We start from the raw sequence: 26,408 nt of genomic DNA, 5'->3' as shown, positions 1-26,408 counted from the left end.
CGTCCTGAAAAGGAATGATCTCCTGTCGTGTCGGGTTTTCGGAATGCGTGCACGGACGCGCTAGCCATGGCCAGCACGCCCGGAAGCGGTTCTTTAACCGCTCTCTGCCTGCTTGCCAAGAGCAAAATTCACACCAGTTCCAATCGATTGCCGGCCGGACCTGACGCGGCCGAAAAGGACCGATTCAGGCCGTTTTGACCGCGTGCGGCAGCGGCTTGGCCTGGAAGAACGCGCTCAGGTTCGCCAGCACGCAGTTCTGCATGGCGACGTGCGATTCGAGGGTGTGGCCGCCGATATGTGGGGCCAGCACGACGTTGGGCAGCGCCGTCAGCGCATCAGGAGCGTGCGGTTCCGTCTCGTAGACGTCGAGGCCGGCGCCGGCGATGCTCTTGTCGATCAGCGCCGCAACGAGGGCCCTCTCGTCGATCACCGAGCCGCGAGAGATGTTGACGACATAGCCATCCGCGCCCAGGCGCTTGAGGATACCGGCGTTGACGGCATGCTGGGTCTCGGGGCCGGCGCGGACCGCGATCATCAGCACGCTGCACCAGTCGGCGAGCGCCTCCAGCGTCGCGAAATATTGATAGGGCACATTGTGCTGGCTGCGGCTGAAATAGCCGACTTCGCTCTCGAACGCCGCGCAGCGCGCAGCGATCTTGCGGCCGATCTCGCCTATGCCGTAGACGCCGATGCGGCGGCCGGGCATGCCTGCCTGCGGCCGCATCATCGGCGACTGTTTTGAGGATGCCCAATCGCCGCTGCGGACATAGTGGTCGGCGGCCAGGATTCGCCGCGTCGTCGCCAGCATCAGGGTCATGGCGATGTCGGCGACCGAGGCAGCATTGGCCCCGGGGCTGTGGCCGACCGCGATGTTGCGCGCGGCCGCCGCCTTCAGGTCGATGCCGTCATAGCCCGTACCGTAGCAGACGATTGCACCGAGCTTCGGAAACAAGTCCATCGCCTCCGCATCGAGCGGCGTGCCGCCCGCGGTCAGCATCGCGCGAATGCCGCCGAGTTCGTCGGACGAGAACAATTCCCGCGCCGGCTTGCCACCGGTGTCGAGCAGCTCAAAACGCTCGGCGAAACGCGCCAACATCGTCTTCGGAAAGCGCGAGTAGATCAGGACCTTGTCAGCCATTGTTCTTGTTTCCGATGAACGCCGCCACAAACGACGAGGGGCAGAATCGGTTGCCCAATTCCGCCCCTCGCCTCATGCAATTTTTAAACCTCAGCCGAGGCAAGCCTTAGCCCAGGCAAGCCTTAACCGAGAATGGTGCCCGGCTCGACCTTCACGCCGGGGCCCATCGTCGAGGACACCGCAACGCGCTGGATGTAGGTGCCCTTGGAGCCGGCCGGCTTCGCCTTCGAGACCGCGTCCGCGAGCGCCTTGATGTTTTCGACCAGCTTGTCCTCGGAGAACGAGGCCTTGCCGACGCCGGCCTGCAAGATGCCGGCCTTCTCGACGCGGAACTCGACCGAGCCGCCCTTGGCACCCTTCACCGCACCGGTGACGTCCATGGTCACGGTGCCGATCTTCGGGTTCGGCATCAGGCCGCGCGGGCCGAGCACCTTACCGAGACGGCCGACCAGCGGCATCATGTCGGGGGTGGCGATGCAGCGATCAAACTCGATCGTGCCGTTCTGCACCTTCTCGACCAGGTCTTCAGCACCGACGACGTCGGCACCGGCAGCCTTGGCTTCGTCCGCCTTGGCGCCGCGGGCGAACACGCCGACGCGGAGCGTACGGCCAGTGCCGTTCGGCAGGGTGACGACGCCGCGGACCATCTGGTCGGCGTGGCGGGGATCGACGCCGAGATTGATCGCGACCTCGATGGTCTCGTCGAACTTCGCTTTCGCGCGTTCCTTGACCATCTTGATGGCGTCCGCGAGCGGATAAAGCTTTTCGCGGTCAACACCTTCGCGGGCTTTGTTCAAACGCTTTCCGATTGCCATGACCGTTTACCCCGCCACTTCCAGGCCCATCGAACGGGCAGAGCCCTCGACCATCTTCATGGCCGACTCGATCGAGTCGCAATTGAGATCCTTCATCTTCTTCTCGGCGATCTCGCGCACCTGCGCTTTGGTCACCGCGCCGGCCTTGTCACGGCCCGGCGCCTTCGAGCCGGACTGGATCTTGGCAGCCTGCTTGAGGAAGAACGACATCGGGGGCGTCTTCATCTCGAAGGTGAACGAACGATCGGCGTAGATCGTGATCACCACCGGAATCGGGGTATTCTTCTCTTCCTTCTGGGTCTGGGCGTTGAACGCCTTGCAGAACTCCATGATGTTGAGACCGCGCTGACCAAGCGCGGGACCGATCGGGGGCGAGGGATTCGCCGCACCGGCCGGGACCTGAAGCTTCAGGTATCCGGTCACTTTCTTTGCCATGTATCACTCCTGTTGTGCCGGCGGATGCGCCGGCGGTTTCAGGTTCGTGGTCTGGGTCGGGTGCGGTTGGCGACCGCCCTCTCCCTCCCACGGCCTAGTTTCGCGCGAAGCCCTTCGCTTCCCGCGTACCCGATCAGACCTTCTCGACCTGACCGAATTCCAATTCGACCGGCGTGGCGCGGCCGAAGATCGACACCGCGACCTTCACGCGCGAGCGCGCCTCGTCGATTTCCTCGACCACACCCGAGAACGAAGCGAACGGGCCGTCGGCCACGCGCACGTTCTCGCCGATCTCGAACGACACCGACGCCTTCGGCCGTTCCACGCCCTCCTGCACCTGGTGCAGGATGCGCATGGCCTCGGATTCCGAGATCGGCATCGGCTTGTTCTCGGCGCCGAGGAAGCCCGTCACCTTCGGCGTGTTCTTGATCAGATGAAACGCCTCGTCGGTCAGCTTCATCTTCACCAGCACATAGCCCGGGAAGAACTTGCGCTCGGCGTCGATCTTGCGGCCGCGGCGCACTTCCGTGACCTTTTCGGTCGGCACCAGCACCAGCTCGAACAGTTCCTCGAGCCCGCGTTGCTTGGCCTGCTCGCGGATCGATTCGGCGACCTTCTTCTCGAAGTTCGAATAGGCGTGGACGATATACCAGCGCTTGTCGGACGATTGGGTTGCGGCGGCTGTTGCCATCAGTGAATGCCCAAAAGGAAGGTGATGAGGTAACGGATGATCTGGTCGGCGGCGAAGAAGAAGATCGACGCCACGGCGACCATGACGAACACCATGATGGTGGTGATCGTCGTCTCGCGGCGGGTCGGCCAGGTGACCTTCGCGGTCTCCGAGCGGACCTCCTGCAAGAACTTGAACGGGCTGACTGCCATCGTTTGATGTCCAACGTCCGTCGACAGACGCGAATGAATTTCAGGGATCCGAACAGCCGCCGTTGGCCCAGCCCTCTCGTGAAGGATGAGCCGGAAACCGGGCTCGATTGTTCGGGGATTTCAAAGCCGCGCCGGAGATCCGCGTCTAACGGGCCGGCTGCGAGTGCGGCGTAGATACTGCGGATGGGGCCAAAGGTCAAGGTGGAGGCCGGCTGGCCGGCTTGCGCGCCACGGCCGACGGACCTGATCGGGATCAATAGCTTACCCGGCCCCGATGAACCGCGGCGCGAGCTTCCGGGCGTTCTGATCTCAGGCGTCGGGAATTAGCTGGCAGGAGTGGCAGGGCTCGAACCTGCGACCCCCGGTTTTGGAGACCGGTGCTCTACCAATTGAGCTACACTCCTACGGACCCTGCGTCGCCTCAGGGTCAGGCGCGCTTTCAAGCACAGGGGGCGGCCGGATTGCAAGGCCGGATTGCAAGGGTGAAGCGCGCTGGCTTCGCTTGTTTGTGCCGCGGCTTCTGGGCCACAGTTCATCCCGACAATAATGAACAGCCGGGAGTGACCATGACCGCTACAGCCGTCCCTCAAGCCGCGATCACGCCGAAAACCCCGTCCCTGCCCGAGGCCAAGCCGGAAACGCTGGGCCTGTCCCGACCCCGCCTCCAGGCGATGTCGGATGCGTTCAAACGCGAGATCGACAAGGGAACCGTTCCCGGAATTACCGTGCTGGTGGCGCGGCGCGGCCAGGTCGGCTGGTTCGAGGCGCTTGGGCGGCAGAGCCCAACCGGCTCCGCGCCGATGGCGCATGATTCGATCTTCCGGATCTTCTCCATGACCAAGCCGATCGTGTCGATCGGTATCATAACGCTGATCGAGGACGGCCACCTGCTCCTGAGCGACGCGGTCGCCAAATTCATCCCGGAGTTCGCCAATCAGAAGGTCGGCATCGTCAGTGGCGACGAGTTGGAACTGGTTCCGGCCAAACGGCAAATGACGGTGCAGGACCTGCTCCGCCACACCTCAGGCCTGACCTATGAGCACCAGGGCGACGGCCCCGTGCACAAGCTCTACCAGGACTCGCGGGTGCGCAGCCGCAAGATCAGCAACGCTGAGCATGCCGCACTGGTCGCAAGCTTCCCGCTCGTCTGCCACCCGGGCGAGGAGTTCAACTACAGCCGCTCCACCGACATCCTCGGCCGCATCATAGAAATCGTCAGCGGCAAATCCCTCGGCAACTTCCTGACTGAGCGCGTCCTCGCCCCGCTCCAGATGGCCGAGACCGGCTTTTCGACCGCTGAGACCAATGCCGGCCGGCTCGCCGAACCGTTCGCGGCAGATCCCTGGACCGGCGACAAGATCGCCCTCTTCAACATGCTGGAACAGCCGGCGATGGAGTCCGGCGGCGGCGGCCTGGTCTCGACCACGATGGATTATGCCCGCTTCTGCCTGATGCTGCGCAACGGCGGCACGCTCGACGGCAACAGGATCATCGGCCGCAAGACGCTGGAATTGATGGCCTCCGATCACCTCGGGCCTGGCGTTGTGACCAACGGCACCCTGCTCTCCCCGGGACACGGCTTTGGCCTCGGTTTCGCCGTGCGCCGAGAGCCCGGCATTGCCCCGTTCCCCGGCAGCGTCGGCCAATATTTCTGGAGCGGTATTGCGGGAACGTTCTTCTGGATCGATCCGAAAGAGGATCTGTTCGCGGTGTTCATGAGCCAAGGCCCGGGACAGCGCGACTATACGCGCACGCTGGTGCGGGATTTGGTTTACGCGGCGGTGGATTGAGGTCCTTCGCTTAGGCGCGGCGCTGCGTCCCCACCCTTACTGTCATGCCCCGCGAAGGCGGGGCATCCAGTATGCCGCGGCGTCTCGATTCAATCACGCCTGCCGCGGAGTACTGGATCGTCCGCCTTCGCGGACGATGACACCGAGTATAAGGCAACATCGCGTCCCGCGCTGACGCCTCAACTAATCGTCGCGCCGCCGTCGATCACCATGGTTTGGCCGGTCATGAAGTCGCCGGCCTTCGAGCCCAGGAACACGGCCGCGCCGGCGATCTCGTCGGGGATGCCGATGCGCAAGAGCGGCGAGCGTGCGGTCGAGGCTTTCAGATTCTCCGGATTGTCCCACAACGCCTTGGCGAAATCGGTCTTGATCAGGCCCGGCGCGATGCAGTTCACGCGGATGTTGTCCTTGCCGTATTCGCAGGCGAGATTGCGCGCGAGCTGCATGTCGGCGGCCTTCGAGATCGCGTAGGCGCCGAGTATGGTCGAGCCTTTCAAGCCTCCGATCGAGGACACGATAATGATCGAGCCGTCCTTGCGCTCGATCATCTGCGGCACCACCATCGAGATCAGCCAGTTGTTGGCGACGATGTTGTTGTCGAGAATTTTTCGGAACTGATCGTCGGAGATGCCGGCGAGCGGACCGTAATACGGGTTCGACGCGGCATTGCAGACCAGCACGTCGATCCGGCCGAAGGCGCGGTTGCTCTCGTCGACGAGGTTTTGCAGATTTTCCTTGGACGAGATGTTCGCGGCGATCGCCACCGCCGTGCCCTTGCCGAACCTGTCGTTGATGCCCTTCGCGACCCCGTCGCAGACATCGGCCTTGCGCGAGGAGATCACCACCTTGGCGCCGTGCTCGGCCATGCGCTCGGCAATCGCAAGCCCGATGCCGCGCGTCGAGCCGGTGATGACGGCGACTTTTCCCTTCATGTCGAACAACGTCATGTTTCTCTCCCAGTGTGACGATTTCGTTTTCGCAAGCTTACGCCGCGATTGCGCGACGATACAATCACCGCATCACGCGAGCTTCTTGACTTCCGGTCCCGCCGGCTGATGCATCGCCGCGTGCGCATCGTCCGCGATCCACGGCTGCTGGTTGACCATCGGCAATCGCCAGACCGTGCGCTCGGGACTTGCAAAATAATCGAGCCGCGTCACCGAGCAATTGTCGATGTCGAACGATAGTCCCCGCTCCGGCTGGCCGTCGAGCGCGAGGCCGAGTGCGGCCTTGATCGTGCCGCCATGGGCGACCGCGATCACGTCCTGCCCTGCCGCCTCATTGTTGATGCGCTCGATGGTGCGGCGCGTGCGATTGTAGAGATCCATGAAACTTTCGCCGCCGGGCGCGGGCTCGTTGATGTCGGCGAACCAGCTCGTGCCGACGGGGCGGCTCGCGATGAAGGTGGCGCGGTTCATGCCCTGCCAGCGACCGAGATTCTGTTCGGCGAGATCCGCTTCCCACTTCATTGACGCAGGCCGGGGGAAGCCGGCCGCCCAGATCGCTTCTGCGGTCTGGTGCGTGCGCATCAGATTGCTCGAATACCAGACCGCCTTGCGTGGCAACACCTTGGCAACAGCATTGAACACATAGGTGTCGCTGATGTCGCAGGCGATGTCGGACTGGCCGTAGATGTTGCCGCCGTCGTTGCGCACCGGCGCGTGACGGACCCACCACCATCGTGTCGTGACCACATTCGCCTTGTCTGCGCCTGCCATCGAAACCCTTCCATCCCGTGTGATGTCGCTGTACGTCAGTAGCGAACGTGCCTCAAGACACTTTACCGTTTGAAATCTTGTTTGAAATTCCGTCGCGCGGCAAGCGTTGCGCGAGCAGCACAAGGGAGAAACGCATGGGCCGCCTGCAAGGCAAATCCGTCATCATCACCGGCGCCGGCAGCGGCATCGGTCGCGCGGCTGCGCTGCTGTTCACCAGGGAAGGCGCAAGACTGATCGCGGTCGATCGCACCGAAGCGGTCAAGGAGACTGTCGACGAGGTGAGGAAGGCCGGCGGGGTCGCCGAAGCGATGATCGCGGACGCAGGTTCCGAGAAAGATGTCATCGCCGTCATCGACAAGGCGGTGGCGACGCACGGCCGGCTCGACGTGATCTGGGCCAATGCCGGCGTCTCCGGCGGGCTCGTTCCGCTCGCCGAGCAGACCGTGGAGCATTGGCAGGAGGTTTTGCGGGTCAATTTGATCGGGCCGTTCCTCGCCGTGAAATATGCGATGCCGCACATGGTCAAGCAGCAGTCCGGCGCGATCGTGCTGACCGCGTCCGTCGCAGGCCTCAAGGCCGGCGCAAGCGGGCATCCCTATGCGGCAAGCAAGGCCGGCGTGATCTCGCTGGTGCAGACGACGGCCTACTCACTCACAGGCACCGGCGTGCGCATCAACGCGGTGTGCCCGGGCCTGATCGAAACCGGCATGACGAAGCCGATCTTCGACCGCGCCAAGGAGCGCGGCACCGCCGACAAGATCGGCCAGCTCAATCCGCTCAAGCGCCCCGGCCAGCCGCACGAGCTCGCCGCGATGGGATTGTTCCTCGCGAGCGACGAGGCGTCGTATGTCAATGGACAGGCGTTCCCGGTGGACGGCGGGCTGACCGCGTCGATGCCGTATGCGGGCAAGCCGGTTTAGCACGGGCTCTCTCGTGTCCCGCACGCGCTGCAACGCCCTTCGCGTTGCGGCGCTGCGTCCGGTGCGGAGGGTGGAGTTTTCGCGCGCGCCTGCATCAACACCGTCATTGCGAGCGTAGCGAAGCAATCCAGAATCCTCCCGCGGTGGCAGTCTGGATTGCTTCGCTACGCTCGCAATGACGGAGTGGGGGAAGGACATCGCTCCTTCAATTCGCATTTCAGAACGCAGACACAGCTTCGCATGCTCGCGGCGCGTTTCGCCCGACGGGCAATGCAAAGTCTTGTCGCCCTGCTGCGTCATTCCGGGGCGCGACGAAGTCGCGAAACCGGAATCCATTTCACCGCGCGTGATGCCGCCCGATGGATTCCGGGCTCAATGCTGCGCATCGCCCCGGAATGACGGCTGCGGCTTCATTTGCCCGACCGGCCGCAATATTGGTATGGTTCATGCAAGCGGCGTGCGCCTCCGCAATTCTCTGACAAGAACGTGACAATGCCAAGCTCAAGACCCGACCGTATCCGCAAACTGCTCGCCGACCTCGTTGCCTTCGACACCGTCAGCGATCGCTCCAACCTGCCCCTGATCGCCCATATCGAAAACTATCTCGCCTCGCTCGGCGTCAAGGGCGAGCGCATCGTCGACGAGACCGGACAGAAGGCGTCGCTGTGGGTCACGATCGGGCCGGAAGACCAGCCCGGCCTGGTGCTGTCGGGTCACACCGACGTGGTGCCCGTCGTGGGCCAGCACTGGAGCCACGATCCGTTCAAGCTGATCGAGCGTGACGGCAAGCTGTACGGCCGCGGCACCACTGACATGAAAGGATTTGTCGCGGTGTGCCTCGCGATGGTGCCGGAGATGCTGGAGGCGAAGCTGTCGACGCCGATTCATCTGGCGATCTCCTATGACGAGGAGATCGGCTGCGTTGGCGTGCGGCCGATGCTCGGCGAGGTCGCCAAGAAGCGCGTCAAGCCGCTCGGTTGCTTCGTCGGCGAACCGACGCAAATGCAGGTCATCATCGGCCACAAGGGCAAACACGGCGTTCGCGCGACGTTCAAGGGGCTCGCCCGCCATTCCTCAATCGCGCCCGATGGCGTCAACGCCATCGAATATGCCGCCGAGCTGATCACCGAGATCCGCCGCCATGCCGTGCAGCTTGCAAGCGAAGGCGCGCGTGACGAGCTCTACGACGTCCCCCACACCACCCTGCTCACCAGCATCGTGCATGGTGGCGCCGCGCTCAACATCGTGCCGGACCAGTGCACCGTCGAGTTCGAATGCCGCGGCATCGGCATCACCGAGTCCAAGCAGGTGACCGATGCGATCATCGCCTGGGCCAAGGCCGAGATCGAGCCCGCGATGAAGGCGAAAAATCCCGAGTGCGGCATCGCGTTCGAGGAGATCCTCGACTACCCCGCCCTCGACACCGCGGCCGACGCCGCCATCGTCACGCTCGCCAAAAGCCTCGCGGGCCGCAACGACCACGCCAAGGTCGCCTTCGGCACCGAGGCCGGCCTGTTCGTCAGCATGGCCGGCGTGCCGTCGGTCGTGATCGGCCCTGGCGGAATCGCGCAGGCGCATACGCCTGATGAGTTCGTGGAGATGTCGGAATTGCTGAAATGCGCAGGGTTTGTCGAGAAGCTCATCGCGCATTGTGTGAAGGGCTAGAGTGCCTCCTCGTCATTGCGAGGAGCTCTGGCGACGAAGCAATCCAAGCTGCCGCCGCGGAGATAGTCTGGATTGCTTCGCTTCGCTCGCAATGACGGAGTGTGTGGCAAACGCCGGTAACCCATGATAGCGAAGCGACAGGCGGGACCTCTGTCCCCGGGTGTCGCTTCGCTCACCCGGGGCTTGCGGCTGCATCGCTTGCCTCAGCGCTCCTGCAATGCCAGCCGCACGCCGATCGCGCAATAGATGCTCCCGACCACCTTGCCTTGCCATCTTGCGATGGCGGAGTGACGGCGGAGAAGATTGCCGAGACGGCCGGCGCCGACGGCGAAGACGACCGTGCTCAGCAGGCCAAGCAGCACAAAGAGAACGCCGAGGACGGCGAGCTGAAGTACGGTCGAGCCGTTCTCCGGCCGGACGAATTGCGGCAGGAAAGCGAGAAAGAACAGCGCAGTCTTCGGGTTGAGCACCTCGGTGAGCACGGCTTGCCGAAATGCGCGGGCAGCACTGATCGACGGTGCGCGAGCGGCCATTTCGATCGGGACTTTGTCGAGTATCGCGCGAATGCCGAGATAGATGAGAAACGCTGCGCCCGCGTATTTGATGATGCTGAACAGCAGCGCGGACGTGGCGATGATCGCCGAGAGGCCGACGATTGCCATGGTGGTGTGGACGATGTCTCCCGCAGCAATCCCCGCGCCTGTCGCGATGCCGGCCTTCGTTCCGGAACTCGCGGCGCGCGCCATGGTGAGAAGCGTGGCCGGCCCAGGAATGAAAACGAAGCCGAGCACGATGAGGATGTAGGTGATGAGGGTGGTGCGGTCGATCATGCTGTGAGCTCTCTCGTCGCATTATGTCGTGTCCCGGACGCGGTGCGGCACGAAGTGACGCGCCGCTGAGCCGGGACCCAGAACGATTGGCAGCCTTGTCCGAATATGCAATCTTAGATAGCACATCTCGTCAACTCGGGTTGCATTCGAATGCCCTACTTCGTGTACATCCTCGCGAGCAAGCGAAACGGAACGCTTTATGTCGGGGTCACTAACGACCTTGCTCGCAGAATGGCCGAGCATAAGGCCAAACTCATACCCGGCTTCGCACGGCAATATGGCGTGACTCTGCTGGTCTATTTCGAATCCTTCGACTCGGTGCTGGAAGCTCGCGCGCGCGAACATTCGCTGAAGCGTTGGCGACGTGCCTGGAAGCTCAAGCTGATTGAAGAACTCAATCCGGATTGGCGCGATCTCACGGAAGAGCTGAATTCCTTGGCGACGTGACTGGGTCCCGGCTCTGCGGTGCATCACTTCGTGCTGCACCGCGTCCGGGACACGAGACGGGATAGCAAAAGGCGCGGCCACATGGCCGCGCCTTCGCATTCCTTAAACCGCTCCCGCCTTCTGCGCATATTCCCATGATGCCTTCGACAGCGGCACGGTGCGCTTGGCGGATTCGAGGGCCTTGGCGTTGGCGGCGGTACCGTCGCGGATGCGGCCGGCAATTCCTTGCGTGATGCCGGCGAGGCGGAACAGATTGTAGGAGAAATACCAATTGAGGTCCGGCACGTTCATCTTGGTGACGTTGCAATAGATCTGCGCCGCCTCTTCGACGCTGGGAATGTTCAACGCCTTGAGATCGACGCCCTGCAATCCCGGCATCACCCACTGCATCAACAGATAGGTGAAGTCGGCCATGGGATCGCCGAGTGTCGACAGCTCCCAGTCCAGTACGGCCTGCACGCGCGGTTCCGTTGCGTGGAAAATCATGTTGTCGAGGCGATAGTCGCCATGGACGATCGAGACCCGCGCCTGCTCCGGCACCGTCCTCGGCAGCCATTCGGCGACCTTCTCGAACTCCGGAATGTGCTGGGTCTCGGACGCCCTGTACTGCTTGGTCCAGCGGTCGATCTGGCGCGCGAAGTAATTGCCGGGCTTGCCGAACTCGCCAAGGCCAATCGCGACGGGATCGAACAGGTGCAGCTTGGCGAGCGTCTCGATCTTGCTGGTGAAAATCTTGCGGCGATCCTCCGGCGTCTGGCTCGGCAGCGACGGATCCCAGAATACTCGGCCCTCCTCCATCGACATGATGTAGAAGGCGGCACCGATGACGCTGTCGTCCTGGCACAGCGCATAGGCGTGCGCGACCGGAAAACCCTGCTTGCCGAGCGCTGCGATCACCCGGTATTCGCGGTCGACCGCATGCGCCGACGGCAGCAATTTGCCGAATGGTTTTCGGCGCATCACATAGGAACGCTTCGGCGTGTCGAGCCGGTAGGTCGGGTTGGACTGGCCGCCCCTGAACTGGAGCACGACCAGCGGCCCTTCGTAGCCTTCGACGTGATCACGCAGCCAGGCTTCGAGCCGCAATTCGTCGAAGCGATGACGCTCCTCCACCGGCTTGGTGCCCGAGAATTCTTCGTCTTTCCTGACGCCGTCAGCCACGATGACGCTCCCTCTTCAGTCCAAACCTTTTTAGGTCAAGCATGATCCTAACCGGTCACCGCTGACGCACTTGCGTCAAGCGGTCGCCGATCATGCCCTGTCGTTTCTTAGGTCGGGAGCGCCAGCAGGGTCTCCCTCTTAACGATTGGGAGAATTTGCATACTTCCGAACTTCAAGTCTGGCAATGGCGCGATTGTGCACCTCGTCCGGACCGTCAGCGAGACGCAGCGTGCGGATGCCGGCGTAGTCCTTGGCAAGGCCGGCCTCGTCCGAGACGCCGGCGCCGCCAAAGGCCTGGATCGCCTCGTCGATGATCTTCAGCGCCATGTTGGGCGCTGCGACCTTGATCATGGCGATCTCGGCCTGCGCGGTCTTGTTGCCGACCTTGTCCATCATGTCGGCGGCCTTGAGGCAGAGCAGACGCGTCATCTCGATGTTGGTGCGGGCTTCGCCGATGCGCTGCTCCCACACCGAATGCTCGACGATCTTCTTGCCGAAGGCGGTGCGCGACATCAGCCGCTTCACCATCTTCTCCAGCGCCTCCTCGGCCTTGCCGATGGTGCGCATGCAGTGATGGATGCGGCCCGGACCGAGGCGGCCCTGCGCGATCTCGAAGCCGCGGCCTTCCCCAAGCAGGATGTTATCCTTCGGAACGCGCACGTTCTCAAGCAGCACCTGGGCGTGGCCATGCGGCGCATCGTCGAAGCCGAACACAGGCAGCATCTTCTCGACCTTGATGCCGGGGGTGTCGAGCGGAACCAGGATCTGCGACTGCTGCTGATGCTTGGCCACCTTGAAATCGGTCTTGCCCATCAGGATCGCGATCTTGCAGCGGGGATCGCCGACGCCGGACGACCACCATTTGCGGCCGTTGATGACGTAGTGATCGCCGTCCTTCTCGATGCTGGTCTCGATGTTGGTTGCATCGGACGACGCCACTGCCGGTTCCGTCATCAGGAAGGCGGAGCGGATCTCGCCGTCCATCAGCGGACGCAGCCATTTGCGCTTCTGCTCCTTGGAGCCGTAACGCATGAACACTTCCATGTTGCCGGTGTCGGGCGCGGAACAGTTGAACACTTCCGAGGCCCAAGAGATATGGCCCATCTGCTCCGAGAGCAGCGCATATTCGAGATTGGTCAGTCCCGCGCCGCGGAATTCGTCGTCCTCATGCTCGTTTGGCGGCATGAACATGTTCCAGAGGCCTTCGGCCTTCGCCTTCTTCTTGAGGTCCTCCAGGACCGGGATCACCTTCCAGCGATCGCCGCTCTTGTCCTGCTCGTTGTAGATCGGCACCGCCGGGCGCACGTGCTTGGTCATGAAGGACTGCACGCGGTCGAGCCATTCCTTCTGCTTGGGCGACAGATCGAAATCCATGGGACGCTCCTCGTCTCTCTCTTTTGCAAAGCTCTTTTGCGCCGGACTGTCCTCCCGCTTGCACCGGTCCGCAAGCGCGAATGCATCGCCTGCGGCCTGCCGAGAAACCTTGTCGCAGTTGCGACGGGTTCTCTGTTGCGGATTGACTTTTCCCGGCCTTCAAACGATAGTTTCATACAACTGTTTGAAATGCAACTCCCTCCCAGAGGGCTTCCATGGCCAGCGATCAGACCCGGACGTCCATTCTCGCCGCCGCCGAGCGGCTGTATGCCGACCGCGGTTTCGGCGACGTGACGTTGCGCGACATCGTCGCGGAGGCCAATGTCAACCTGGCGGCAGTGAACTATCATTTCGGCTCGAAGGACGAATTAATCGCGGAACTGTTCGTCACCCGCTCGATCGCCACCAACCGCGAGCGCCTGCACGAATTGAAAACGGCCGAAGAGCAAGGCGGCGGCCGCGCGCCGATCGACGTGATCTTGCGCGCCCTGGTCGGACCGACCTTGCGCGGCTGCCTGGGCCCGCAGAACCAGCGCTCGACCGCGGCGCGCTTCATGATCCGCGCCTCGATCGAATCCGTGCCGCCGATCCGCCGCATCAAGAACCGCGAGATCGACCATCTGCGAAAATTCATCGGCGCGATGCGACGGTCCCTGCCCGACCGCAGCGACGTAGAGATCTATTGGGGCCTGAATTTTGCGCTCGCGATGGCGCACCACACCATCCGCGAGAGCGAGCGGCTGACGAAGCTGTCGGAAGGCAAATGCGATCTCGACGACGTCGAGGACGTGGTTGCGCGCGTAGTCAGCGTCGCGACGATGGCACTGACGGCGGGAAAGATCGAGGCCAAGACGCCGGCGCGCGCACTGGCGAGAGACGCGCGTTAGCGCCCGCTCATATCATCGCGGTGCAGTCGATCTCGACATCGAAGGGGCCGAACCATTCCGGCGTGCAGACGAAGATCCGCGCCGGTGGATCCAGCGGAAAGTAGCGGGCATAAACCGCGTTGAATGCGGCGAAATGCTTCACGGAGGTGCAGTAGACGTTGCACTTCATGACGTTGTCGAGGCTGGCGCCCGACGCGGAGTGCTTCGCGTTTCATGGGCGGCTACCTTCGGTTCGAGCGGGAACAGCGCCTGACTACACAATCTCGCAGCCGGCATGCTTCGCTTCTGATCGAAGTGTATTCGCCAGACTAACGCGCGATGGAATCGCGCTTTAGCTTATTGTTTGAGCATGATCCCTTCGGAAAACCGCTGCACATTTTACGCGAGCGCGGCCCTTCGGGTCCGGATCATGCGCTAGGCGTGCTGCGGCATCTCCTCGGCCTCTTCCTTGGCGAGCAGCAGCAGCATCTCGATGCCCATCTCGCCTTCCTGCGGCGAGCGGATGAACTTTATCTCGTCGGCGCTTTGCCGCAGCGCGGCAATGATCGCGACGGCCTGGTTGGCGGTTGCCGCCTCGGTCGCCAGGATTGCCTTCTGGTTCTTGGCTTGAAACCCGATCGTGTAGGACATTGGTTCCCTCCCCGGATTGAGTATGGAGGATCGAATCAGAGTCGGGCACGAAGCGGAAGCCTGTGTGAGTACGGACCGGGTTTATCTGGGGATTGCGCGCAAGCCTCAGGCAAGCCCGAGCATCGCGCGTGCATCATGCGCGGTCGCGACGGGCGCGCCGAGGCTTTTCATCGCCGCGGCGAGCCACCCTCTCCCATAATAAGGGGACAAAAAGCGTCAGATCACGCCCTGCTGCTTCAGCGTCTCGATCTTGCCGGCATCATAGCCGAGTTTGCTTCCGAGCACCTCCTGGGTGTGCTCCCCGAGCAGCGGCGGAGCGCGGTAGGTCTCGATCGGCGTCTCCGAGAAGGTCAGCGCGTTGCGGATTAGCGACAGCTCCGGCTCGAACTTGTGCTTCGTCTTCACCCGCATGCCGCGTTCCTGCACGTGCGGATCGGAAAATACCTGCGAAAAATCGTTGATCGGGCCCGAGGGCACGCCGGCCTTCTCGAGCTCATCGAGCCAGTAGGCCACCGGCTTTTTCAGGAACAGGCCGGCGAAGATCGCCATGATCTCCTTGCCGTGCACGACGCGGTCGTTGTTCTTGAGGAAGCGCTTGTCATTGGCAAGCTCGGGCTCCCCGAGCACCGCGCAGGTACGCTGGAACTGGCCGTCATTGCCGACCACCAGCATCAGCTCGCCGTCAGTGCAGCGGAACACGCCGGCCGGCATGCCGCCATTGCCCCAGGTGCCGCGCCGCGGCGGGGTTGTGCCGTTGACGAGGTAGATCTGCAGCCAGTGGCTGAGCGAGGCAATCACGGTGTCGAATAGGCAGACGTCGAGGTGCTGTCCGACACCATCATTGGCGTCGCGATGGTAGAGTGCCGAGAGAATCCCGATCGAGGTATTCATGCCGGTCATGTAGTCGACGATGGAGGGGCCGACCTTCATGGGTCCCTCGCCTGGCTCGCCATCCATATGGCCGGTGACGCTCATCAGGCCGCCCATCGCCTGCAGGATGGCGTCATAGCCCGCGCGCGGCGCGTAGGGGCCGGTCTGGCCGAAGCCGGTCACCGAACAATAGATGATGCCTGGATTGATTGCCTTGATCGCCTCGTAGTCGAGCCTGTAGCGCTTGAGATCGCCGACCTTGTAGTTCTCCATGAAGACGTCGACGTCTTTGGCAAGCTCACGGATGATCGCCTGCCCTTCGGGCTTGGCGATGTTCACGGTGACCGACTTCTTGTTGCGGTTGGCGCAGAGATAGAACGAGTTGTTGTTGTTCGCCTTACCCTCGGGATCGGTCAGGTATGGCGGGCCGAAGGCGCGCGCGTCGTCGCCGGTGCCGGGCCGCTCGATCTTGATCACCTCCGCACCGAGATCGCCCAGCATCTGGGCCGACAAGGGCCCCGCGAGCACGCGCGTGAGGTCAAGGATCTTGATGCCTGAAAGCGGCAGGGCCGACATGTCGATTTCCTCCGGGAACTGGGTCTTGGCGCGGCGGCTCGTAGCGCCTGCGCTCCCTGCGGATACACTATTTCAGACGTCTGAGCCCTGCACTGGCGGCATGCCGCCATCCTCCGCAATGCACCCTCGATGGGCGCTATCGTTTGGAGCTGGCCTTTCCCAACTTGATCTTCTCCAGAAACCGCCTGTCCTCCCTTGACAGCTCGCGACTCGCTGGGCACGCGCTTTCGTCGAGAAGATCGCCGGCCAGCTCCTCTAGTCCGTATACGTTTGGATGTCGTTTGAGCAATGCATGCACGATGTAAGGAGCATCGTCGGTCCAGCACCAAGCCCACCGCAGACCGTCGCGTCGCTTCTTGTCGTCATCGTCGCCCCTGGTCGGCGACGCCTTAGCGAGATTGCGCCAGACCGCCATTCCGTCGGACTGCTGTTCCGCCAGATGGGGATCGAGGCGGCTGATGCGCTGGAGAGCAACATTGCGACGTCTGGCATCTGTTACGTTCTCCTGAAGCGACAGCTTCAGCGCTTCAAAGGTCTCGGCCGTCCACAGGCATCGCTCGTCACGATCCTGTTTGCATGTCGCGAACCGCTGGTGTTCATAGCGCGCCTCAAAGACCAGGTTATCTATGAACGGGCGCTCTTCCGGTCGCGGAGGATCACTTCGCCAGATGTAAACGTCGTCAAGATTGGCCCCCTCCATGGACGCATCGCCAAGCTGAGCCCCCTGCAGCTCCGTCCGCCGCAACTCGGCTCGCGACATGCTCACTCCAGTAAGGATTGCACCATACAGCTTTGCCGAAGCCAAATCCGCACCATCCAGCTTTGCGTGCTCCAGAGAGGCTCCATATAGTTCCGCCTGCGTCAGGAGGACGTACCATAGCCAAGCATCATCCATTGATGCACCGTGCAGACGGGCACGCGTCAAGTCCGCACCTTGCATATTGCTCCTCTCCAGCATCGCGCCCTGCAGCGACGCGTTTCTTAGAGAAGCCCCCTGCAATCGGGCGCAGTCGTGCCTGATATACGCATTCTTGAAGGTCCTGAAGGTTACGTTGTCTAACCGGAAGCGGGTTTCCGATTTGGCTACGTCGGCGGGATCTGCCTTTGCTCTCAGCGTGGCCTCACCGCATCCGAACTGCGCGCTCCGTAAATCAGCTCCGTCAAAATTGGCTTCCTGGAGATACGCCCCCGTGAAATCGACGCCGGCCATGCGAGCGGCAGTCAGCACGGCCCCTTCCAGTCGACGGCCTCGCAGCGACAGGGGTTCGCTCGACGGCGATGCCGCATTCAGCTCTGGCAGCACAAGCCGGTTGGACCACAGACTCATCGGCCGCCGCGTCACCGGATCAACGTCTCCGGCGATCAGCAACGTATGGAGGGATCTGAATTTGACATTGAGAAGGAGGTCTTCGATCCTGCTCAAGAAGGCGAAGCGCCAGCGCTCGAACGGTCCTGCATCTACCGCCAGGGTCGGCGCCAAATTCCAGCCCTCCTCATAGGGCTCGTCGGCCAATCGCGTCGTCGGCACTACCGGAACGGAGGGCAACGCTGTGTGAAGCCATTCACCCGGGAAGGTGGCGATCGTACCGACCATGAGAATGGTCAGCAGGCTCGCGAAAGCCGACGCGGCAACCCGCCAGCGCAGGAAATCGCGTAACTCAAGCCGTGATATCTCGCCGCGATTGATGGAAGGCCAGAGGACCCAGATGAGAGCAAGGTCGATCACAACCGCGACCCGCTGCCACCAGGTGACGGGTTCGCTATGGTAGGCCAGGAACTGAAGCTGAAACAGCACAAACAGCCCGATCGGCAGCACGATCAGGCTGATCTGTGCAATCGCGCGAAACATCAGGCCAACCCCGCCGGAACGGACGCCGGGCGGGCCTGCAACGAATTGAACGAAGATATTGCTCGGCAGTTGGCGGCGCAGACCGGCCCTGGTGTCCTCGTCCTCGATCTGCTGCCGGAGCTGCTGGTGGAAGGCCCCCGCTTTGTCGGCGAGGAGCATGAAATGCAGCAGCACATAGGCGTGCACGACGAGGAAGAGACCCGGCCCCATCACGAAGAAAGGCACGAGCGGCAGCTCGACATTGAGGAACGGCAGCTTGACCGACTTTTCGAACAGAAGATCGCGATGGGTCACACTGCCGGCGGCGATAGCGAGATAGAGCAACGCAAAGAGATAGCTAAGCCAAAGTCCGGCGCTAACGTTTGCGGCATCGACGACCGCGCTGCGTAGCGCCTCAAGGTCGTTGGCCTTGGATGCAAATGCCGGCGGGCTCGGCGGCGGCTTGGGAGGGTCATGCTCGGCTTGCGCTTCCACGGGCGCCGGGTTCGGACCTGTGGACTGCTCGGGACCTCGTGAGGGTGCTACCGAATCCGTCATCGCTGAAATCGCTTTCGGGCAAAGCAACCGAAATGGAGAGCGAATGGCAATATCGCCGCACAAGCGGCCGCCTAACCTACCCGAAACGCGACCGGCAATCTACGGGTGCATCCTTACACCGCACCGGCCGCAGCCACAGCGCCGGGACGACGCCGGCCGAGCAGGAGCAGGATCAGCACCGTTGCGCAGGAGCAGACAAAGGTGAGACCGAGCGCACCGCGGCTGCGCGATCATCGACATCGCCCTGGTGAACTTGGCCTGGTCGTAGAAGACCAGCGGGATCGTTGCCCGCGCCACCGCCATCGCGCCGCTGCCGGCGCCATAGAGCAGGATGAAGACGGCAACCGCCCAGGTCGCGCCCTCGCTCATCATCAGCAGCAGCATCGCGACCGGCAGCGCCGTGCCTGCGACCAGGCCCGTCGTGATTCCGTCCCATCGCCCCGTCACCAGCATCAGCGCGCCGATGGCGTTCTTGGCCTGCCGCCCGGCGACCTCGTTCAGCATGATGTAGGCGCCGGTCGAGAGCGTGGCGCTGCCAGCCATGCCGAGGATGATCCAGGCGGCGAAATAGAGCATCGGCTCGCGCGCCAAGGATAGGAGAACGAAGCCGGGTGCGGCCAGAACCGTGCCGGTCATCATGACCTTTCGCGCGCCATGCCGCGCAAAGACCCCGGCCAGCCAAGGGGCGCACAGCCCCATCGCGATATAGAGGACCGAGGTGCCGGCGAACACCGCCGGCAGGCTCATGGCGAGATCGGCCGCGATCTCGCGCCCGACGATGGCAGGAAGCCCGATGGTGCCCCACCCGACCAACTGGGTGATCGCCAGCACCAGCAGGACGCCGACGAGCCTGCTGTCAGATTTCAGGAACCGCATTCCAATCGTCGCCCGCCCGGCAGGCGCGGATCACGCCTGTGCGGAATGTCTTACCCGGAGACTCAGCTCGCGGGAATATCGGTTCAGAATGGCACGACGGCGTCCACCGCAGAGCAGTGCCCTTTGTGCGTCTGGCTGGACTAACTCCCGAGCGCAGTCTCGCCCGGCTCGCGCCCGGGCACGCTGACATGGACTTCATGTCCCTCACGAAGTGCCAGCGATGCTGCGGCGACCGCCGACTCGAACGCGGCTTCCTTGGTGGCGTATCTACTGTTGACGTTACCGTCGTGCAGCACGCCCCATTCGTCCTGCACCGGCACGACCGCGTATTGAGCAAGGCCCATTGTCGAACTCCTCCCGTTCTCAAGGTCTATCGCTGCGTGACCTGCGGATGTGCTGCGGTGACCCGCCACACCGTGTTGCCGCTGTCGTCGGCGATCAGCAGCGCGCCGGTCTTGTCGATGGCGACGCCGACGGGGCGGCCGCGCGCCTGATTGTCGCTATTCAAGAAGCCGGTGACGACGTCCTGCGCCGGTCCGCTCGGCTTGCCGTCGCTGAACGGCACGAACACGACCTTGTAGCCGTTCAGCACCTGCCTGTTCCAACTGCCGTGCTCGCCGACGAAAGCGCCGCCATGATAGGCGCTCGGCAGGCTGTTGCTGGTGTTGAAGGCGAGGCCGAGCGGCGCGACATGCGAGCTCAGCGCATAGTCCGGCACGATCGCCTTGGCGACGAGATCCGGCCGCTCCGGCTTGACGCGGGGATCGACATGCTGGCCGTAATAGCTGTAGGGCCAGCCATAGAAGCCGCCATCCTTTACCGACGTCATGTAGTCGGGCACGAGATCGGGACCGAGTTCGTCGCGCTCATTCACCACCGTCCAGAGCGCGCCGGTCTGCGGCTCAAAACTCAGGCCGTTCGGATTGCGCAGCCCGCTGGCAAAGACGCGCCAACGGCCGCTAGCGCGATCGACCTCGAGGATCGCGGCGCGATTGTGCTCGGCCTCCAGGCCGTTCTCGGTGATGTTGCTGTTGGAGCCGACGCCGGTATAGAGCTTCGATCCGTCGGGGCTCGCGACCAGGCTCTTGGTCCAGTGATGGTTGATCGGCCCGCCCGGCAGCGGCGTCAGCACCGTGCCCGGCGCGGTGATCTTGGTATCGCCCTCCGTATAGGGATATCTGACGATCGCATCGGTGTTGGCGACATAGAGATCGTTGCCGACCAGCGCGACGCCGAACGGCGAGTTGAGATGGTCGACGAACACGCTCTGCGTCTCCGGCACGCCGTCGCCATTGCTGTCGCGGAGCAGCGTGATGCGGTTGCTCGGACCGCTATCGCCGCCGGATGTCGCCCAGGATTCGACGAAGCCCATCACGATTTCCTTGGGCCGCTTGATCGAAGCGCCCTTCGGCGCCTTGGATTCCACCACCAGCACGTCGCCATTGGGAAGCACATAGAGGAATCGCGGATGCTGCAAGCCCGTCGCAAACGCCTTGGCCTGCAGGCCCTGTGCAACCGTCGGCGTCTCGTCCTTCTTCCAGCCGACGATGCGCGCGATGTGGATCGGCGGCAGCAGATATTGCTGGATGTCAGGCAGCGTCGGGTTAGGGCCGACTTGCGCCTTGGGATCGCCGCTACCGTCATCGCAGCCCGCGAGACACAGCAGCGAAGAGCACAGCAGCGCGCGGGCAAGCATCGATCTCATGGCGCAACTCCCACGCCGTGGCGATACACCATGGTCCAGCCAAGCCAGCCGGTGACGGGCAGGATCAGCACAGTGATCACCGAAAGAATGAGCCCCGTCGGCCACACCGAGGTCCAGGCGTCGCGCGTGTGGATCAACGCATTGACGATCGCCAGGATCAGCGCCAGCCCGTTTCCGATCAGATGCGGCCAAGCCGGCGTCTGCGCCCGCACCAGCCGGTTGCCGAGAAAATCGGTCAGGCCTGCGATGGCCGCTAGCACGCCAAAGAGGACTCCGACGATCAAAAGCCAGGCCGAAAAATCCGCCCACATGATCTCAGCGCTGACGACATAGGCAATGTCGGTCAGCAGCGCGCCGACGAAGCACGCGATCGGAACCGGCACCAGCATCGGATGAATTGGATGGCCGGCGATTTGCGCGGTGGAGCGCAGGCGCACAGCTTCTTGCACGGTTGGCCTCGTGACATTTCGTCCACTCGACCCGCCAACTCGTCTTTACCGCGAAGGTTCCTGTGGAAGAGTTCACTCCCGCTTCCAACGCGCTGTGCGGCCGGGCCTCGCGCCTGCCGTCAACTGGACCAGCAGTCCCGGAGAATACCAGAAAAACTGCGGCACCGAATTTGGAGCGGGTGAAGGGAATCGAACCCTCGTATTCAGCTTGGAAGGCTGCTGCTCTACCATTGAGCTACACCCGCATCACCGGCTCCCTAACACGGCCGGGCGGCGGTCTCAACTGTCCAGGAGGCGGCTTTCCGCAGCCTTCCCGGCTCTCGCGAACAGCGCTGGTTCCTCCCTAGCCCGCCTCCCCTTAACAAGAGCGGCGTCGCCGCCTATATTGAAATCTTCCGAAACCAACGAAAGGAGGTGATCCAGTGTCTTTTACCAAGCGCTGTCACCTCGCTGGGATCGCCCGCTAAGCTTTTGAAAAGAGCTTGGCATCGGGGCGCTCTCGGCCCTGGACCAGCGAGCAAGAAATCGGGCGCGACGGGGCTTCCCCGCCGCGCCTTTTTCGTTGGTATCGTGCGTGCTGCTCAGGCGCGCAGCTCGCCGGCGAGCACCTCGCGGATCCTCAGTGACAGGTCCGACTTCCGGTACGGCTTTTTCAGCAACGCCACACCGGGATCGAGATGGCCCTCGTGGTCGAGGGCGTTGTCGGTATAGCCGGACGTGTAGAGCACCCTCATTCCCGGGCGGAGGCGCCGCACGGCCTCGGCCAATTCCTGCCCGTTCATGCCGCCGGGCATGATGATGTCGGTGAACAGCAGATCGAATTTGGCGCCCTGCTCCACCAGCGCCAGCGCGGTTGCGCCGTCGCCGGCTGCGAGCGTGCGATAGCCGAGGCTGCCGAGCTGGGCGATGACATAGCCCTGCACCAGCGGATCATCCTCGACCACGAGAATCGTCTCGTGCCCGCGTGCCGCCGCGGGCGCCTGCAGCGGCCCGGTCCTTGCCGGCGCCCCGCCCGCCGATCGCGGCAGAAACAGCCGAATCACGGTGCCGCGGCCCTCCTCACTCTCGATCGCAACGGTGCCGCCGCTCTGTTTGGCGAAGCCGTAGACCATGCTGAGGCCGAGCCCGGTGCCGCGACCGACCCCTTTGGTGGTGAAGAACGGCTCGAACACGCGGTCGCGGATGTCGGCGGGGATGCCGTGGCCGGTGTCGGCCACTGCGACCATGACGAAGGCGCCGCGCTTGACGTCGCCGTCACCGGCACCATCCGCGCCGTCGAATTCCCGGTTTGCGGTCTCAAGCGTCAGCCTGCCGCCGCCAGGCATCGCATCGCGCGCATTGACAGCGAGATTGACGATCGCCGACGACAGCTGCGACGGATCGGCCATCGCCGGCCAGGCGTCGTCCGCGAGGCAGGTCACGATTTCGACGTTTCCGCCCAGGATCGGCTTCAACAGCTTCGCCGTCTCGAGCACGAGGCCGTTGACGTCGATCTCGCGCGGCTCCAGCGGCTGGCGACGCGCAAAGGTCAGGAGCTGCGAGGTGATCTCCGCGCCGCGCGACGCCGCATCGTCGATGAGCTGGGCGATCGCGGCGAGGTCGGGCTTGTCCGCCAGCCCCTCCCGGATGATCTCGATGGTGCCGGTGATGACGGTGAGCACGTTGTTGAAGTCATGCGCGACGCCGCCGGTGAGCTGGCCGATCGCATCCATCTTCTGCGACTGGCGAAGCCGCTCCTCGGTCTCGTGCTGCTCGGTGAGGTCGGTGGCCGAACCACGATAGCCCATGAAGCGTCCGTCCGCGCCGAATACCGGCTGGCCGTTGACGCTGAAATGGCGCGGGCGTCCGGCCGCGTCGCGGCCGCGATACTCGAATTTCCGGAACGGCTCGTGGCGATCCAGCATCGCCAAGTGACCGCGCCATTTCTGCGGCTCGGCATCGTGGTCGAAGGCGGCATCCGAACGGCGCTTGCCGATCAGGGCATTGTGGTCCATGCCGAAGGCATCGGCCCGATCCGAAATGTAGGTGAACACGTGGTCCGATCCGGTCTCCCAGAACCAGTCGGACGCGGTCTCGGCATAATCACGGAAGCGCTGCTCGCTCGCGCGTGCGTCCCCCTCGGCGCGCCGGCGGATCTTCAGGTCACGATCGAGATTCCCATTGGCCTCGCGCAGCTCGCCATAGGCACGCTCGAGATTGGCGCACATGGCGTTGAAGGCATCGATCACCTTGTCCAGCTCGTCGGGATCATAGGGCGGCCGGCGCTCCAGGTGCAAAGGCGGCGGCGGCCGTCCGAGGCTGTATTTGCCGACGTACTCGGCGATGGCGACGAGATGCCGCGTCACCAGCAGATGAAACATGTAGATGATGAACAGGGAGACGAGGAACGTCTTGGCTGCCTGGCTTGCCAGAATGACGAGCACCCGGTTCAGCAATTGCTGATAGACGTCGGTCAACGTGGCCTCGACCCGGAGCGTGCCGATAGCGCGCGAGGTCCCCTGCACCATGGTGGTCAGCGGAAATTCCCGGGTCATGACCGAACGGGTATTTCGCTCGCCGACCTCGACGCGGATCGGATTGGGCCGATCGGCGATCTCGCGGACCTCCGCCGCACGGATGTCAGGCAGCCGCAGAATGCCGTCGAGCTGGAGCTTGAGCTGGTTCTGGTCGAGATTCCACATGCTCTCTCCGAGGCTGCCCGTGGTGCTGCGGCCGATCTCATCGAGCCGTGTCTCGATCAGTCCGACCTCACGATTATAATCCAGATAGAGCTGAAGCGCGGTCAGCGTCAGCGTCACGACCGATGAGAACAGCAGCACGGCGGCAAGCAGGCGGGGCCCGACGCCACTGCGCGACCAGTTGAATATCCGTGACAGGAGCGCCGCGAACATCGGGGCCGCGAGCGCGGCGCCGATGCCGGTCAAATCCTGCTTCGCTGCCGCCGGCGCAATGGCGCGGCCGCGCTTGGGATCATCGTCACCTGCATTGCCCATGCACCACGTCCCCGAAAATGGCAGCACCTGCTCAGCCTGCCGATCGCAGCCGCGAGCAAATTCAACGGTTGAGACTCTCCCTCAGCGCGCGATGCGCGCAGCGATCCTGTCGGCCCATGGGCGGCTTGAGGTCGGCGGGGTCATATCTTGCGCCCAGCAGCAGGATTCCCAGGCAAACTACCACCTCGCGTGCTAGAATGACATCGGTGAAAGTCTGGAGCCGCCCGCACAGCGGGAACGCGCTGTGAGCGTTGCGGCCCGGCGCAGGCGCCAGCTCCGGTAGATCGCGCGGCACCGGAGTCCGGTGGTAGCAGGGCACGCCCAAAAGGCACGCTCAGGGAGACGCGCCATGTGGCGGATAGTCGTGGTCTGCCTGTCGCTGCTCGCAGCCGGCCCGTCGCAGGCGCAAGAGGTCATCCGGCTGGCGCGCATCGCCGACATCCCCGATCAATATGTCGGCGGCGAGATGCTGCGCGCGGTCTATGCCAGGCTGAACATCAAGCTCGAATTCGAGGACGTCCCCGGCAAGCGCGCGCTCGCGCTGTCGAGCGCCGGCGAGGTCGACGGCGAGATCCAGCGGATCGGAACGCTCTCGCGCGACTACCCGACGCTGATCCAGGTGACACCTGCGATCAATTACATCGAGCCCGCAGTCTTCACCACGAAACTGCATTTCGACGTCGCCGGCTGGAATTCGATCAGGGACTACAGCATCGGCATCGTGCGCGGCGTCGGTTCGTCGGAGGCCGGTACGCGCGGCATGGCCCGCGTCACGGCGACCACCAGCCTGGAGAGCATGGTCAAGATGCTCGATGCCGACCGCTTCGACGTGATGGTCACCGACTTCTTCAGCGGGCTGGTTGCGGTGAGGAAACTCAATCTTCAGGCCAGGATCCATCCGCTCTCCCCGCCACTCGAGCGCATCAGCATCTACCACTATTTGCATCAACGGCATCGCGATCTCGTGCCGAAAGTCGGAAAGGTGATCGAGCAGATGGATGCGAGCGGCGAACTCGCCCGGTTGCGGGAAACCCTGATCAAGCAGGTGCTGAGCGGAATGTGACGCGCGGCAACCGTTCAACGCGCGAAAGGTCAGAAGCCGCAGACGTTAGGCGAGCGCGGGCGCTTGCCGCGTCGGCTTTCGGCGATGCGCTCGCCGCCCTTCTCGGCGGAGCTGCCGTAATAGCGGTGATGGCCGGCATGGTCGTGCAGATCGGCAGGCTCCGATTGTCCCGCCCGACGCGCATCGCAGATGATCTTGATAGTGTGACCCGACATTGCCGCCTCCAGTGTTCTTGGTGGTCATCAGTCGTGGCCCCGTCCCGCGGCGTTCACGCCAGAGGCCGGCAATCGGGTTTCGGGACGGTTTCGTCGCGCCGTGGCGACGCAATATTTTGTGTTCCGGCTTTGTCGGCAGCGGGCGCGGTGATACGTCCTTTGAGCTTGCGACAACAAAAAGAACGAGGTGACGATGCTCTACGCCATCCTGGCCTACCATGTGGAAGACGAGATTTTGTCGTGGACGCCGGAGCAGGACGCCGCGGTCGTGGCCAGAGTCCTGGAGGTTCAGGCGCCCTTGAGGGCAAGCGGACACTTTGGGCCGGCCGCCCGTCTGGATCGGACCCGAAAGGCCCGCACCTTGCGTGGTCCCGGCGCGGGCATGGTGCTGGACGGCCCATTTGCCGAGACCAAGGAGCAGCTTCTCGGCTTCCACCTCGTTGAATACGACACGGACGAAGAGGCGATCGCGGCGGCGCGGACGCTGCGTCAGGTCAATCCGACCGCGGTCTACGAAATCCGCCCGGTCAAGCTTTACGTGCCAGCGGAAGGGTTCGGCGCGACGCCGTCGGATGGATGACCG

At 63.4% G+C, this 26,408-nt stretch carries 25 protein-coding genes, 2 tRNA genes and 2 pseudogenes; 7 read left to right on the top strand and 22 right to left on the bottom strand.

What is annotated here, in order from left to right; all coding sequences use genetic code 11:
• Positions 1–184: 184 nt before the first annotated feature.
• From GWG65_RS07095 to GWG65_RS07070, 6 genes are all read right to left on the bottom strand, one after another.
• Entirely contained in the window at positions 185–1,138 is a 954-nt protein-coding gene (locus GWG65_RS07095; protein WP_275194677.1) for a 2-hydroxyacid dehydrogenase, read from the bottom strand.
• Positions 1,139–1,260: 122 nt separating this feature from the next.
• A complete protein-coding gene (gene rplA, locus GWG65_RS07090; protein WP_148737861.1) occupies positions 1,261–1,953 on the bottom strand; it encodes a 50S ribosomal protein L1 in 693 nt (230 codons plus the stop codon).
• Positions 1,954–1,959: 6 nt separating this feature from the next.
• Positions 1,960–2,388: a 50S ribosomal protein L11 gene (gene rplK, locus GWG65_RS07085; protein ID WP_007602986.1), complete on the bottom strand. Its 429-nt coding sequence runs from the start codon at positions 2,386–2,388 to the stop codon at positions 1,960–1,962.
• 133 nt (positions 2,389–2,521) lie between these two features.
• Positions 2,522–3,079 carry a transcription termination/antitermination protein NusG gene (nusG, locus tag GWG65_RS07080; RefSeq protein ID WP_015685389.1) on the bottom strand — a complete coding sequence of 186 codons (558 nt, stop codon included), beginning with the start codon at positions 3,077–3,079 and terminating at the stop codon, positions 2,522–2,524.
• Complete coding sequence (gene secE, locus GWG65_RS07075) at positions 3,079–3,270, bottom strand: preprotein translocase subunit SecE (protein ID WP_007611620.1); 192 nt, start codon at positions 3,268–3,270, stop codon at positions 3,079–3,081. Before secE ends, nusG begins: the two co-directional genes overlap by 1 nt.
• A 328-nt stretch (positions 3,271–3,598) precedes the next feature.
• A tRNA-Trp gene (locus GWG65_RS07070) sits at positions 3,599–3,674 on the bottom strand.
• A gap of 162 nt (positions 3,675–3,836) precedes the next feature.
• On the opposite strand from GWG65_RS07070, the gene GWG65_RS07065 reads away from it, so the two are divergent.
• A complete protein-coding gene (locus GWG65_RS07065) occupies positions 3,837–5,060 on the top strand; it encodes a serine hydrolase domain-containing protein (protein ID WP_275194676.1) in 1,224 nt (407 codons plus the stop codon).
• Between the two features lie 179 nt (positions 5,061–5,239).
• Here the strand turns inward: GWG65_RS07065 and GWG65_RS07060 are convergent, their stop codons facing one another.
• Entirely contained in the window at positions 5,240–6,007 is a 768-nt protein-coding gene (locus tag GWG65_RS07060) for an SDR family oxidoreductase (RefSeq protein ID WP_275194675.1), read from the bottom strand.
• A gap of 72 nt (positions 6,008–6,079) precedes the next feature.
• On the bottom strand, positions 6,080–6,778 hold the full coding sequence (locus tag GWG65_RS07055) for a histidine phosphatase family protein (RefSeq protein ID WP_275194674.1): 699 nt from the start codon (positions 6,776–6,778) through the stop codon (positions 6,080–6,082).
• A gap of 134 nt (positions 6,779–6,912) precedes the next feature.
• On the opposite strand from GWG65_RS07055, the gene GWG65_RS07050 reads away from it, so the two are divergent.
• Both GWG65_RS07050 and argE read left to right on the top strand, forming a co-directional pair.
• Positions 6,913–7,698, top strand: coding sequence for an SDR family oxidoreductase (locus tag GWG65_RS07050; protein WP_275194673.1), 786 nt, complete (start codon positions 6,913–6,915; stop codon positions 7,696–7,698).
• 492 nt (positions 7,699–8,190) lie between these two features.
• Entirely contained in the window at positions 8,191–9,363 is a 1,173-nt protein-coding gene (argE, locus tag GWG65_RS07045; protein ID WP_275194672.1) for an acetylornithine deacetylase, read from the top strand.
• A gap of 203 nt (positions 9,364–9,566) precedes the next feature.
• Here argE and GWG65_RS07040 read toward each other — a convergent pair whose 3' ends face one another.
• Entirely contained in the window at positions 9,567–10,193 is a 627-nt protein-coding gene (locus tag GWG65_RS07040) for a LysE family translocator (protein ID WP_275194671.1), read from the bottom strand.
• 150 nt (positions 10,194–10,343) lie between these two features.
• Between GWG65_RS07040 and GWG65_RS07035 the strand changes: the two genes are divergently transcribed.
• Positions 10,344–10,640, top strand: coding sequence for a GIY-YIG nuclease family protein (locus GWG65_RS07035; protein WP_275194670.1), 297 nt, complete (start codon positions 10,344–10,346; stop codon positions 10,638–10,640).
• Positions 10,641–10,742: 102 nt separating this feature from the next.
• Here the strand turns inward: GWG65_RS07035 and GWG65_RS07030 are convergent, their stop codons facing one another.
• Positions 10,743–11,801: a phosphotransferase family protein gene (locus GWG65_RS07030; protein WP_275194669.1), complete on the bottom strand. Its 1,059-nt coding sequence runs from the start codon at positions 11,799–11,801 to the stop codon at positions 10,743–10,745.
• Between the two features lie 138 nt (positions 11,802–11,939).
• Positions 11,940–13,175, bottom strand: a complete 1,236-nt coding sequence (locus GWG65_RS07025) for an acyl-CoA dehydrogenase family protein (RefSeq protein WP_275194668.1) — start codon at positions 13,173–13,175, stop codon at positions 11,940–11,942.
• Positions 13,176–13,390: 215 nt separating this feature from the next.
• On the opposite strand from GWG65_RS07025, the gene GWG65_RS07020 reads away from it, so the two are divergent.
• Positions 13,391–14,062 (top strand): TetR/AcrR family transcriptional regulator, encoded by a 672-nt coding sequence (locus tag GWG65_RS07020; RefSeq protein WP_275194667.1) that lies wholly within the window; start codon positions 13,391–13,393, stop codon positions 14,060–14,062.
• A gap of 7 nt (positions 14,063–14,069) precedes the next feature.
• Here GWG65_RS07020 and GWG65_RS07015 read toward each other — a convergent pair.
• From GWG65_RS07015 to GWG65_RS06970, 10 genes and pseudogenes are all read right to left on the bottom strand, one after another.
• Positions 14,070–14,255: pseudogene (locus GWG65_RS07015) on the bottom strand (RidA family protein); the annotation flags it as partial.
• 221 nt (positions 14,256–14,476) lie between these two features.
• Positions 14,477–14,692: a hypothetical protein gene (locus GWG65_RS07010; RefSeq protein ID WP_148737871.1), complete on the bottom strand. Its 216-nt coding sequence runs from the start codon at positions 14,690–14,692 to the stop codon at positions 14,477–14,479.
• A gap of 216 nt (positions 14,693–14,908) precedes the next feature.
• Positions 14,909–16,138, bottom strand: a complete 1,230-nt coding sequence (locus GWG65_RS07005; RefSeq protein ID WP_275194666.1) for a CaiB/BaiF CoA-transferase family protein — start codon at positions 16,136–16,138, stop codon at positions 14,909–14,911.
• Positions 16,139–16,274: 136 nt separating this feature from the next.
• The gene (locus GWG65_RS07000) at positions 16,275–18,587 is read right to left on the bottom strand and encodes a pentapeptide repeat-containing protein (protein ID WP_275194665.1); all 2,313 of its coding nucleotides are present in this window, start codon (positions 18,585–18,587) and stop codon (positions 16,275–16,277) included.
• Positions 18,588–18,637: 50 nt separating this feature from the next.
• A pseudogene (locus tag GWG65_RS06995) lies at positions 18,638–19,400 on the bottom strand (hypothetical protein).
• Positions 19,401–19,540: 140 nt separating this feature from the next.
• A complete protein-coding gene (locus GWG65_RS06990) occupies positions 19,541–19,744 on the bottom strand; it encodes a DUF2188 domain-containing protein (RefSeq protein ID WP_275194664.1) in 204 nt (67 codons plus the stop codon).
• A 26-nt stretch (positions 19,745–19,770) separates the two neighbouring features.
• Complete coding sequence (locus GWG65_RS06985) at positions 19,771–21,105, bottom strand: sorbosone dehydrogenase family protein (RefSeq protein WP_275194663.1); 1,335 nt, start codon at positions 21,103–21,105, stop codon at positions 19,771–19,773.
• Positions 21,102–21,554 (bottom strand): DUF2231 domain-containing protein, encoded by a 453-nt coding sequence (locus tag GWG65_RS06980; protein ID WP_275194662.1) that lies wholly within the window; start codon positions 21,552–21,554, stop codon positions 21,102–21,104. Before GWG65_RS06980 ends, GWG65_RS06985 begins: the two co-directional genes overlap by 4 nt.
• Before the next feature lie 171 nt (positions 21,555–21,725).
• Positions 21,726–21,799, bottom strand: a tRNA-Gly gene (locus tag GWG65_RS06975).
• Between the two features lie 336 nt (positions 21,800–22,135).
• Positions 22,136–24,547: an ATP-binding protein gene (locus tag GWG65_RS06970; protein WP_275194661.1), complete on the bottom strand. Its 2,412-nt coding sequence runs from the start codon at positions 24,545–24,547 to the stop codon at positions 22,136–22,138.
• A 349-nt stretch (positions 24,548–24,896) separates the two neighbouring features.
• On the opposite strand from GWG65_RS06970, the gene GWG65_RS06965 reads away from it, so the two are divergent.
• Entirely contained in the window at positions 24,897–25,610 is a 714-nt protein-coding gene (locus GWG65_RS06965) for a transporter substrate-binding domain-containing protein (protein ID WP_275194660.1), read from the top strand.
• A 29-nt stretch (positions 25,611–25,639) separates the two neighbouring features.
• Here the strand turns inward: GWG65_RS06965 and GWG65_RS06960 are convergent, their stop codons facing one another.
• Positions 25,640–25,825, bottom strand: a complete 186-nt coding sequence (locus GWG65_RS06960; protein WP_148737886.1) for a hypothetical protein — start codon at positions 25,823–25,825, stop codon at positions 25,640–25,642.
• A 193-nt stretch (positions 25,826–26,018) separates the two neighbouring features.
• On the opposite strand from GWG65_RS06960, the gene GWG65_RS06955 reads away from it, so the two are divergent.
• Positions 26,019–26,405, top strand: coding sequence for a YciI family protein (locus GWG65_RS06955; protein ID WP_275194659.1), 387 nt, complete (start codon positions 26,019–26,021; stop codon positions 26,403–26,405).
• The last annotated feature ends 3 nt before the right edge of the window (positions 26,406–26,408 follow it).

The sequence above is a fragment of the Bradyrhizobium sp. CSA207 genome, assembly GCF_029051685.1.
Classification (GTDB): Bacteria; Pseudomonadota; Alphaproteobacteria; order Rhizobiales; family Xanthobacteraceae; genus Bradyrhizobium.
This window is presented reverse-complemented; position numbering and strand designations above follow the sequence as displayed.

What these genes read in the sequence shown, in the direction of transcription:
- GWG65_RS07095 (WP_275194677.1), bottom strand. Translation starts at nt 1,138, where the DNA reads ATGGCTGACAAGGTCCTGATCTACTCGCGCTTTCCGAAGACGATGTTG.
- rplA (WP_148737861.1), bottom strand. Translation starts at nt 1,953, where the DNA reads ATGGCAATCGGAAAGCGTTTGAACAAAGCCCGCGAAGGTGTTGACCGC.
- rplK (WP_007602986.1), bottom strand. Translation starts at nt 2,388, where the DNA reads ATGGCAAAGAAAGTGACCGGATACCTGAAGCTTCAGGTCCCGGCCGGT.
- nusG (WP_015685389.1), bottom strand. Translation starts at nt 3,079, where the DNA reads ATGGCAACAGCCGCCGCAACCCAATCGTCCGACAAGCGCTGGTATATC.
- secE (WP_007611620.1), bottom strand. Translation starts at nt 3,270, where the DNA reads ATGGCAGTCAGCCCGTTCAAGTTCTTGCAGGAGGTCCGCTCGGAGACC.
- GWG65_RS07065 (WP_275194676.1), top strand. Translation starts at nt 3,837, where the DNA reads ATGACCGCTACAGCCGTCCCTCAAGCCGCGATCACGCCGAAAACCCCG.
- GWG65_RS07060 (WP_275194675.1), bottom strand. Translation starts at nt 6,007, where the DNA reads ATGACGTTGTTCGACATGAAGGGAAAAGTCGCCGTCATCACCGGCTCG.
- GWG65_RS07055 (WP_275194674.1), bottom strand. Translation starts at nt 6,778, where the DNA reads ATGGCAGGCGCAGACAAGGCGAATGTGGTCACGACACGATGGTGGTGG.
- GWG65_RS07050 (WP_275194673.1), top strand. Translation starts at nt 6,913, where the DNA reads ATGGGCCGCCTGCAAGGCAAATCCGTCATCATCACCGGCGCCGGCAGC.
- argE (WP_275194672.1), top strand. Translation starts at nt 8,191, where the DNA reads ATGCCAAGCTCAAGACCCGACCGTATCCGCAAACTGCTCGCCGACCTC.
- GWG65_RS07040 (WP_275194671.1), bottom strand. Translation starts at nt 10,193, where the DNA reads ATGATCGACCGCACCACCCTCATCACCTACATCCTCATCGTGCTCGGC.
- GWG65_RS07035 (WP_275194670.1), top strand. Translation starts at nt 10,344, where the DNA reads ATGCCCTACTTCGTGTACATCCTCGCGAGCAAGCGAAACGGAACGCTT.
- GWG65_RS07025 (WP_275194668.1), bottom strand. Translation starts at nt 13,175, where the DNA reads ATGGATTTCGATCTGTCGCCCAAGCAGAAGGAATGGCTCGACCGCGTG.
- GWG65_RS07020 (WP_275194667.1), top strand. Translation starts at nt 13,391, where the DNA reads ATGGCCAGCGATCAGACCCGGACGTCCATTCTCGCCGCCGCCGAGCGG.
- GWG65_RS07010 (WP_148737871.1), bottom strand. Translation starts at nt 14,692, where the DNA reads ATGTCCTACACGATCGGGTTTCAAGCCAAGAACCAGAAGGCAATCCTG.
- GWG65_RS07005 (WP_275194666.1), bottom strand. Translation starts at nt 16,138, where the DNA reads ATGTCGGCCCTGCCGCTTTCAGGCATCAAGATCCTTGACCTCACGCGC.
- GWG65_RS06990 (WP_275194664.1), bottom strand. Translation starts at nt 19,744, where the DNA reads ATGGGCCTTGCTCAATACGCGGTCGTGCCGGTGCAGGACGAATGGGGC.
- GWG65_RS06985 (WP_275194663.1), bottom strand. Translation starts at nt 21,105, where the DNA reads ATGAGATCGATGCTTGCCCGCGCGCTGCTGTGCTCTTCGCTGCTGTGT.
- GWG65_RS06970 (WP_275194661.1), bottom strand. Translation starts at nt 24,547, where the DNA reads ATGGGCAATGCAGGTGACGATGATCCCAAGCGCGGCCGCGCCATTGCG.
- GWG65_RS06965 (WP_275194660.1), top strand. Translation starts at nt 24,897, where the DNA reads ATGTGGCGGATAGTCGTGGTCTGCCTGTCGCTGCTCGCAGCCGGCCCG.
- GWG65_RS06960 (WP_148737886.1), bottom strand. Translation starts at nt 25,825, where the DNA reads ATGTCGGGTCACACTATCAAGATCATCTGCGATGCGCGTCGGGCGGGA.
- GWG65_RS06955 (WP_275194659.1), top strand. Translation starts at nt 26,019, where the DNA reads ATGCTCTACGCCATCCTGGCCTACCATGTGGAAGACGAGATTTTGTCG.